The organism is Desulfofundulus luciae, assembly GCF_030813795.1.
In the GTDB taxonomy this organism is placed as follows: Bacteria; Bacillota; Desulfotomaculia; order Desulfotomaculales; family Desulfovirgulaceae; genus Desulfofundulus; species Desulfofundulus luciae.
Genome location: NZ_JAUSUX010000043.1, coordinates 1 through 8,547 on the forward strand (window position 1 = coordinate 1; position 8,547 = coordinate 8,547).

An 8,547-nucleotide genomic window follows, 5' to 3' on the forward strand; every position below is an offset into this window, starting at 1 on the left:
TCATTGCTTTCATCGACGATGCTTCACGTCTGGTTACAGCAGCCCAGTTCTGCTGGGAACAGAACTTTACAGCGGTAAGGACCGTTTTAAAAGAAACAATTTTAAAACGGGCCATACCGAAGCGCAAAAAGACCTCCACAGGGATCGTCGGTCGGCCGGTTTTTTTGTTTGCTCTGGCCAGGAAGGGTTCCAAAAAGCGTTCGTCGTTTAAGAGTTCATCAACCTTTTTGAGTTCGTCGTCCAATTCGAACAGTTCTTTTGGCAAAAAACGACTCGATTAAGCTGATTTGTCTGACCTTCTCGTTCTCAAGCCGTAACACTCTTTATCTCTCCATCCCTCTCCATTTTACCACAAAGCGACAAATAGAGAAGGAAAAAGTGAGGAAAATTAAGGGTTAAAGTGGTTTGTTTTTCAGGAGACACTAATTATATTTCTTACGTTCCTCTTGCCCTCTTGCGCATAACTGCCCCACTGGTGAAGCCTTTTCGCCCAAAATCTTCTCGGCAGCCTTAATGGCGCCCAAGTATACGTTTCTCAAGGGGACGTTCTTTTCCTGGGCGAGTCGGCGGCAGTCTTCGTATTCTGGACTTATCTGTCGGCCCGAGTCGTCGCGGCAGGCCGCAACCTTCACGCGCACCGCCCCAAAGTCCGTTTCTACGTCAATCTGTTTCCGGGGCAAGTAAACGCGTCTCTCCCGACGACATCGCACGCCCAGGGTGCTTGTTTCCGTAAAAATAACTTCCCGCAACTCATCTTCTTTTTCTGGCAGGCATAGGACAGTTAATAAATTGGCTGGGCGTCCTTTTTTCATGACAACAGGAGTAAGCCAGACGTCCAGGGCCCCCGAGGCCAGCAGCTTTTCCGCCACGTAGGCCAGGATTTCCGGATTTAAGTCGTCAATGTTGGTTTGCAGGATAGAGATTTCCTGTTCTAACTCCGACCGGTCTGTTTTTATTTTCTCCTGCTGTTCAATTTCCTCGCCGATAAAAACACGCAAAAAATTAGGCATCCCGTAGTCGTTGGCGCCCAACCCGTATCCAATTTGGGCAATTTTCATCACCGGCAAGGGGCCAAAACCCTCGGCCAGGGCGGCTACGATGGCTGCTCCGGTGGGGGTGACAAGCTCTCCTTCCACCTTCACGGGGCGGAGGGGAAAACCTTTAAGAAGTTCGGCCGTGGCTGGCGCCGGGATGGGAAGCACGCCGTGGTGAGACTGGATAGATCCGTATCCGGTGGGTAGGGGCGAACAATAAACTTTTTCCACTCCCGCTTCGTATAAGGCGATGGCCGTCCCTACTACATCCACGATCGAGTCAATTGCCCCTACCTCGTGAAAGTGAACGTGGCATGGGTCGACCCCGTGCACCTTGGCTTCTGCCCGGGCCAACTTTTCAAAAATTTCCAGGGCCCTCTTTTTGATTTGCGGGCGCAGTCCGCTGTCCTCAATGATGCGGCGGATATCTTCCCACGTCCGGTGAGAATGGTGATTTTGTTCAATTTCCGTCAGGAATCTGGTGCCCTGAAAACCGTATGTTTTATCTTGGTAAATTTTCAGGGAATACCCTTCCAAACCTAAAAGGTTCAACTGACTTTGCAGGGCCGCGGGGGGAACGCCGGCGTCGATGAGTGCGCCCAGCATCATATCACCGCTGATCCCCCCGAAGCAATCCAGGTAAAGTATTTTCACCGGCGTACCTCCTTAATAAATTAACAATGTGGTGCTGAAATCAAGAATCATTAAAAATTAAGATAAAAGGTTACCTGGCATTATTTGTAAAATTATGGATTAATCTGTTAATGGCCGTCGCTAGGGCAGCGGCTCCAAAGCCATTATCTATGTTGACCACCCCTACCCCGGCAGCGCAGCTGTTAAGCATCCCTAAAAGCGCGGCAAGGCCGCCGAAGCTCGCTCCGTAGCCAACACTCGTCGGCACGGCAATCACCGGTCGGTCGGTAAGGCCGCCGACCACACTGGGCAGGGCCCCCTCCATGCCGGCGACGACAATGATTACCGCCGCCTGAACAAGCAAATGCTGTCGGTCCAGCAGGCGGTGCAACCCGGCAACGCCTACGTCGAACAACTGCTCGACAGGGTTGCCCATTGCCCGGGCGCAGACGGCCGCCTCTTCGGCAACGGGCAGGTCAGCAGTGCCGGCGCTGACGACCAGAACCTTACCCGCAAAAACGGGCTTTTCCGGCATCCCGTAAACCAGGCAGCGGGCGGCGGCAAAGTAACGGACATCCGGGCAGAACTCGCGGACGGCCAGGTACGCCTGTTCGTCAGCCCTCGTGCCCAGGACGGTCAGGTGGCTGCCGGCAAGTTCTTGAAAAATTTGGGCCACCTGCTCGGGCTTTTTTCCCGCGCAAAAAATCACTTCTGGAAACCCGCAGCGAATGCTCCGGTGGTGGTCGATTTTTGCAAAACCCAAATCCTCATAGGGCAGCATTTTCAGCTTCTCCACAGCCTCGTCAACGGTAATTTCTTTTTGCACGAGACGGTTTAAAAGTTCTTTTAGTCTTTGCTGGTTCATGCATCTACCTCCTCATCCTCCTCCTCCGAAAATACCATTTTCATCCTTCGTGTTGCCGCATATTAGCGGCATGGGGGACTCCCAAGATAATAAAATTTTAAGGTTGTCTTACACACGGCGGTAATCGCTTGGAGTAGTTCCGGTTATTTTCTTAAATACCCGGCAAAAATAACTTCCTTCTGTATAGCCTACTGCCTGAGCGATCTCAGAAATAGAACGCCCGGAATCGGCGAGTAATTCCTTAGCCCTTTCCACCCTCAGCTTAGTTAAATATTGGGAGAAACTCATCCCGGTCTGTTGCTTAAATATGGCCGAGAAATACGTTGGGCTCAGGTAAACAATCCGGGACATTTCCTCCAAAGACAGGGGCTTGTGGTAGTTTTGCCGCATATACTCAATGGCCTGGTTGATAATTCGCTGGGCTCTGGTCAAGCTTAAGTTATTCACCAGGTTTATTTTTTCCTTTTCTTTATCGCGTTGAGTATTTTCAACCCGAGAAAGGCAATCTTGAAGCACGCTGATTAGCTCCGCCGGATTGATTGGTTTTAGGAGGTAATCCCTGGCTCCGCACCTTACCGCTTCCTGAGCGTACTCAAAAAGGCCGTAGGCGGTTAAAAAGATTACCTCGGTGTCCGGTGATATTTTTTTAATTTCCTTTGCGGCACTTAACCCATCCAGGCCGGGCATTTTTATATCCATCAAAATTATTTCTGGCCGGACCTCCCTGGCCAGCTTGAGGGCCTCCTGACCAGACCCTGCTTCGCCAATCTGTCCAACAGGCAGCCCGCTGTTTTCAATAATCATTCGGATCCCCAGCCTAGTGAGCTGTTCATCATCAACAATAAGCAGCTTCACCGGCAACACCACCAGTATTAGTGGTTTTTGGCAGCTTTAGCCTGACTTCCGTACCCTTCCCCAAAACGCTGATAATAGTAACTCCATAGCCGGGTCCATACAGCAGTCGGCAACGTTTTTGAATGTTAACCAGCCCCAGCGTATCGGTATTTGATTTTAGCTCCATGATCCGACTTCTCAGATCTTTTAACTTTGGTTCAGCTATGCCCACGCCGTTGTCCCTAATTATAAAAACGATATAATCATTGGCGGCTTCACCGGTTATTTCGAGAATTCCCGGCCCTTCCAGGGGTTCCAGTCCGTGGACTACGGCGTTCTCCACAAGCGGCTGCAGAGTGAGAGCAGGAATTTGCATTTCCAGCAAATCCGGGGGTATATTTTGAAATACCCTCAGCCGTTCCCCCAAACGGCATTGTTGAATCAACAAGTAATGACTGATGCTCTCTAACTCGCTGGCCACGGTAGTCAGTTCAGTTCTGGAGAATAAATTATGTCTTAAGATTTGGGCTAAAGAATGAACTATCTGGGCGGTGTGCCGGGCTCCCTCTATCATGGCCAGCATTTCTATTGTGTTCAAAGTATTAAATAGAAAATGGGGATTTATCTGTGCCTGAAGGGCCCTAAATTCAGCCTCTCTTAATGCTTTAACTAATTCCACCTTTTCCTTCCTGGCCAAGGTCATCCCCAACTCGATAAAACAATTACTGATGGCATAAAGGGTTTTGGCCAAAATCTCCACTTCCCGGGGTTCCCATAGGGGGAGTTCTTGAAAATAATTAATTAATCTCTCCTGGTCAAGTGGGAGATCGGCAGTCCGCTTGAGAACTTCCCGCTTTATTTCTTCTGCTGGCTCCTCTACAATTTCTCCCGACATAAGCGCTCCGAAACAGCGATCTTCCACAATAATGGGCACCGTTACGGTGACCAACCCGGCATGACAAACGGATTTAAATGGCCCGCGCTTATTTTTACTTTGATTAACTGCCTGCCGAGCAAAATAATGGCACCTTTCCAACCCTTTCGGGACCGCTCTGACCATCTGGCAAAAATTACAGGGACGGGTATTTTGTCCGGTGATGATGTACCTACCGGATACATCAAAAAATTTCAGCCATATCCCCAGCATTTCACTAAACGTATCCAGAATTGGCTGCATGGTTTGTAATATTTGGCTGGACAACTGATCATCACATTCTTTTATAAACATAAAGTCACCCGCAGTAGGTTTTTATGCTTTAAACATTAAGCCTTAAGGTAATCCTTAAGGTAATAACCATATTAAGTATACCACATTACTTTTAAGCTCGTAAACGTTAACCCATTTTTAGTTTTTTGCTTATGTTCGCCGAATCGGATAAGCGGCAATGTTCAGGAAAGTTTGCCGACTGTTGAAAAGAGTCCGGTAAATCATCAGCGCGTAAAAATAAAATATCGCTGTTCTCGCCAGACCAGAGCTGTGCTTCAAGGCAGGTGCGCAATACCCGCAAAGGGAAATAAATGCCCCATTCAAGGAACATTTGTTGAATTTCCACCAATTGACTGTGATCCACTTTGATGTTCAATAACTTCTCATTCTGCATAATATATTTTACTTTTAACTGATAAGTAATATTTTTCTCGCCGGCAATCAGACGTAGTGTTTTTTCTCGGAAGAAAAGATCAAAGTGTATGTGCTGACTATCCAGGATATGGTAACCCCAAATACCCAGCTCAGTGGCCAGGTAAGTGGCTACGCCGGTAACTTTTTCTACTGGCAGGTCAATAAATAAAATATATCCAGGCCTACCCTTTTTGGTAACGGTCTGAATGAGTTGCACGTTTCTTGCACCTAATTGCATCAACTCTTGCATTGCCTCGCCAATAACTTCTCCTGATGCGTGGTCAACCTGGGCAATAATCAATTTACTCTGTTGCATATGGCATTCTCCCTAGTTTTTAAATCTGAACCGTACCGGACCGGCACGAAAATCGCTAACGTCACAAACACTGCCCGGCTTCCTGTAATTGATCGATGGTGCGGCTTTTGTCCCAAAGTTCTTTAAGCTCCGCGGGCAACAGGGCACGCCATTGCGCTGCCTTGGAAGCGCATTTCTCTTTGAGTGTGCCGAAAAGGGTCAAGAGCGCCTTTTCAAATATTTCCCTGCTGGAAAAATTAGCTGTGAACTGACTGGAAAGCGGCTGCTCCGCTAACCCTTTATTAAACATAATTCTTACTGATTCCGGTAAAAGGGAGGAGAGCTGTTGAGCATCTATTCCAAAGGAGCTGCTTAATATTTGCAGGAGGTTTTGAACAGTCCGGAGAGAGTCGTGATAAGTGCAGTACCCTCCCAGTCCTTTGAAATAATTAATAAATTCTCTTTCGCTGACGACTCGTTCCTCCATAATTTCTATCCCACCTTTAAGTCGGAATCGTAGGCTTTTGTTCCAAAAAGCGGTTCAGGGCCATCTCGACATGTTCCGTCATCACAATCGCGCCCATCACACAGGTGCTGGCACACTGTCCGCAACCGGTGCATTTTTCCGGTTCGGCCAGCCAGGGGACAAATACACCCTTAACGTTGGTTTCGATCATTTGCAAGTAACCTTTCTTGCACTTGTTTACACAGTCCCCGCATCCCTCGCAGTTAACGGGAATCACCCACGGCATTTGCTTGGGCAGCTTAGTTTTACATCGTATCTCCGATTTTTGTTCGAAGTTTTGATTAACCATAAAGTTTCCTCCTTGTGTTTTTACCGCCCGGCTAATAGAAAGGTTTAAGCCGGGCGGTACATAAATTATAAAAGAATGTCAAAAACCTCCTGAGGAACAAGGGCGGCGCTCGTCCCTTAACGAGCGACCTGCGAAAAGCCGACAACGAAACACATGCAGCCGAGGCAGGCGAACCGACAGCGCAAATTCAGCGCAAAGCGACTTTGTTGCGCTATTGTGGTTCACGTCCAAAGCAAGCCGATGTTTCGTCGGCCTGGAGCACCGGAGCGACGAAGGGACGAACGCCGCCCGAGGAAGTTTTCCGACGGGTTCTATAAAATTATTAGCTTCCTTTTATTAGCTTACTTGTAACTCTTTTAGTTCCTGGGATATTTTGGCAGCTAAGGTTACTGACTCCTTGATAGAAGGAACTGGTATGCTCATACTGATGGTTGCTCCGGCTGTTGCCTGCTTGATGGCATCTTCCGGAGGAAGGCCCATAGCCGCTCCTACACAGGCAGGAACGACCACATCCATGGCTACTGCACCGGCATTAAGCAGATCAACAGCCCCCGCGGCAAAAGTTTGAATTATATCCAGGGTTTGCGCATCCCCGGAGAGCAAGGCGTCGGGAATCGTTTTTGCCAAGATATTTTCGAAAGTATAAACCTGGCCGTCAACCTTGACTTCTACATCCACGTATCCGTCAAAAGCAAAATATTGGGTTGCGAACTTATGCGTCCGGCGGCCGGCACCGGGTCGGACATTGTAGAACCGGACATATTCTATGTTTTTATTCAGCACCTTGCTGAAAATACGGGCTACACCTTCACCAATTGCTTTGATTCTAGCGTCTTCCAATTCTCTAGTTATCTCGGTGACACTTTTGCCGGCCTGCATCCCTTCATAAGTGTAGACGACACGCTTGTAGACGGACTTAGTCAACACAGGTTCAGTAGCCAGCATTACTATCCGGGTAACCGGACCGCGTTCAATGAAGTTGGCCCTTCTGGCCAAAAGGTTGGTGGCCACAGCAGCATGTTCGGTCTGGAAATAACCTTCCATTGTTTTTCTAATTACGTCCGCAATTGCCTCTTCTTCCATACCTTTACCAAGAAGGTAAAGTGAAAGGGAAGCCGCTGAGCACCAGTGGGTTAGCGGCAGAAGCAGCGGGCCGCCGCTGCGCCCCACACCCAGGATAGCTCCTTCCTGGATCAAAGCGCATATTTCGTTGAACATGATCATTCCCACCACTGTAGGCTGGCCGCAATCTTTGAGAATCATCCCCAGGTCGCCTACCACCTTAGCCGTTTCCAGTTCTTCGCCGGTGCCCCGGATATGGATCTTTTCTGGCATGTTGGCCGCTTTCACCGCTGCCAAACCACAAACGTATGGCGTCCGGGTTTGGAGAAAGGGGCCCCATTCTTCACCCACGTAGGCGTCCGGGTGCAAAATTTCTAAAGCGGCGGCGCAGGCGATGACGGCAGACATCCAGCGGCAGGGTTTAATCCCGACGGAGTTATATGCCCGCAGCATCGCCTCCACACCAATTTTAACCAGTTTTTGGGCCAGTTCAGGAAACAGAATATCCTCGCCCACTCTAGTATGGCCAGTTACCGGGCTGCCCGCTACACCAACAGGGGTGATTTCCCCCTTCCAGGGAGCCAGGGTCTCTTTATCCATTGCCTCGTAAATAGCCCGCACGGCAGCAAAGCCAGAAATCTTGTTGTTTAATTTTTCGGTGGGAATGTTGGCCACCCTCCCTGCCGGCGCGCCTGCAGCCATCCGGCAGACGGCCCCTAGTTTTCTGTTGGGAGCCGGGATACCGGCGGTAACGTTGCTTCCGGCCCAGTATAAAAGAGTAGCCGCCGCCAGAGAAGCGTTGGATGCATCGGCACCGTTGGCCATTAAAACGTTAACCACTTTTTTTGCCAGGTCATCTATTTCCGTACGCTGTTCATTACTGACCCCAACATTAATTTTTTTGCCTTTTTTCATTTCCTTCGCGATAACGTTGGCAGCAGCCCAAATACCCAAATTAAAAACACCAAACCCACCTAAAATGGCGTCAAATTTTTCTGTGGTTAGATAATCAGGTTGCGCTGTAGCTGCCCGAAAAGCGGCCAGTACTTCTCGTTGCATCTTCAAACCTCCCAAATATTTGTACTTTATAACATTAATCTGAATTTGACTCGGTTTTCCTTAGTAAGGACTTACTTGAGCTGGGGTGGAGTAATATCCTTCCAACGGCTTTCTTCAAAATTTTTCATCCTCTCATACCCCATGGTATCCAGACGTTTTCCGGCTTCGGCTCCCGGCTTGGTACAGTATATCTCGTTCACCTGGATCTCCAGGACTTGGCCGGAAATTTTACCCAAGTGTCAATTCTCACTTTAATTTAGCCCAACCCCTGCCCATTTTCGCAGACTAAACAATCTGCAACTATTTCCGATACCAGAATAATCTGCAAC

At 48.8% G+C, this 8,547-nt stretch carries 9 protein-coding genes and 1 pseudogene; all 10 read right to left on the bottom strand.

Annotated features, from left to right (window positions below; genetic code table 11):
• Positions 1–265, bottom strand: a pseudogene (locus tag J2Z49_RS14210) (hypothetical protein); the annotation flags it as partial.
• A 157-nt stretch (positions 266–422) separates the two neighbouring features.
• A complete protein-coding gene (gene larC, locus J2Z49_RS14215) occupies positions 423–1,688 on the bottom strand; it encodes a nickel pincer cofactor biosynthesis protein LarC (protein WP_307403773.1) in 1,266 nt (421 codons plus the stop codon).
• A 70-nt stretch (positions 1,689–1,758) separates the two neighbouring features.
• Positions 1,759–2,532, bottom strand: a complete 774-nt coding sequence (gene larB / locus J2Z49_RS14220) for a nickel pincer cofactor biosynthesis protein LarB (protein WP_307403775.1) — start codon at positions 2,530–2,532, stop codon at positions 1,759–1,761.
• 108 nt (positions 2,533–2,640) lie between these two features.
• Positions 2,641–3,387, bottom strand: a complete 747-nt coding sequence (locus J2Z49_RS14225) for a response regulator (protein ID WP_307403776.1) — start codon at positions 3,385–3,387, stop codon at positions 2,641–2,643.
• On the bottom strand, positions 3,368–4,594 hold the full coding sequence (locus J2Z49_RS14230) for a sensor histidine kinase (protein ID WP_307403778.1): 1,227 nt from the start codon (positions 4,592–4,594) through the stop codon (positions 3,368–3,370). The genes J2Z49_RS14225 and J2Z49_RS14230 overlap by 20 nt, the downstream gene beginning before the upstream one ends.
• 106 nt (positions 4,595–4,700) lie before the next feature.
• The gene (gene larC / locus J2Z49_RS14235) at positions 4,701–5,303 is read right to left on the bottom strand and encodes a nickel insertion protein (RefSeq protein ID WP_307403780.1); all 603 of its coding nucleotides are present in this window, start codon (positions 5,301–5,303) and stop codon (positions 4,701–4,703) included.
• 61 nt (positions 5,304–5,364) lie between these two features.
• The gene (locus J2Z49_RS14240) at positions 5,365–5,769 is read right to left on the bottom strand and encodes a hypothetical protein (RefSeq protein WP_307403782.1); all 405 of its coding nucleotides are present in this window, start codon (positions 5,767–5,769) and stop codon (positions 5,365–5,367) included.
• A gap of 16 nt (positions 5,770–5,785) precedes the next feature.
• The gene (locus tag J2Z49_RS14245) at positions 5,786–6,097 is read right to left on the bottom strand and encodes an ATP-binding protein (RefSeq protein WP_307403784.1); all 312 of its coding nucleotides are present in this window, start codon (positions 6,095–6,097) and stop codon (positions 5,786–5,788) included.
• A gap of 336 nt (positions 6,098–6,433) precedes the next feature.
• The gene (locus J2Z49_RS14250; protein WP_307403785.1) at positions 6,434–8,218 is read right to left on the bottom strand and encodes a hypothetical protein; all 1,785 of its coding nucleotides are present in this window, start codon (positions 8,216–8,218) and stop codon (positions 6,434–6,436) included.
• Between the two features lie 71 nt (positions 8,219–8,289).
• A complete protein-coding gene (locus J2Z49_RS14255; protein ID WP_307403787.1) occupies positions 8,290–8,454 on the bottom strand; it encodes a hypothetical protein in 165 nt (54 codons plus the stop codon).
• Positions 8,455–8,547: the final 93 nt, after the last annotated feature.

What these genes read in the sequence shown, in the direction of transcription:
- larB (WP_307403775.1), bottom strand. Translation starts at nt 2,532, where the DNA reads ATGAACCAGCAAAGACTAAAAGAACTTTTAAACCGTCTCGTGCAAAAA.
- J2Z49_RS14230 (WP_307403778.1), bottom strand. Translation starts at nt 4,594, where the DNA reads ATGTTTATAAAAGAATGTGATGATCAGTTGTCCAGCCAAATATTACAA.
- larC (WP_307403780.1), bottom strand. Translation starts at nt 5,303, where the DNA reads ATGCAACAGAGTAAATTGATTATTGCCCAGGTTGACCACGCATCAGGA.
- J2Z49_RS14240 (WP_307403782.1), bottom strand. Translation starts at nt 5,769, where the DNA reads ATGGAGGAACGAGTCGTCAGCGAAAGAGAATTTATTAATTATTTCAAA.
- J2Z49_RS14245 (WP_307403784.1), bottom strand. Translation starts at nt 6,097, where the DNA reads ATGGTTAATCAAAACTTCGAACAAAAATCGGAGATACGATGTAAAACT.
- J2Z49_RS14250 (WP_307403785.1), bottom strand. Translation starts at nt 8,218, where the DNA reads ATGCAACGAGAAGTACTGGCCGCTTTTCGGGCAGCTACAGCGCAACCT.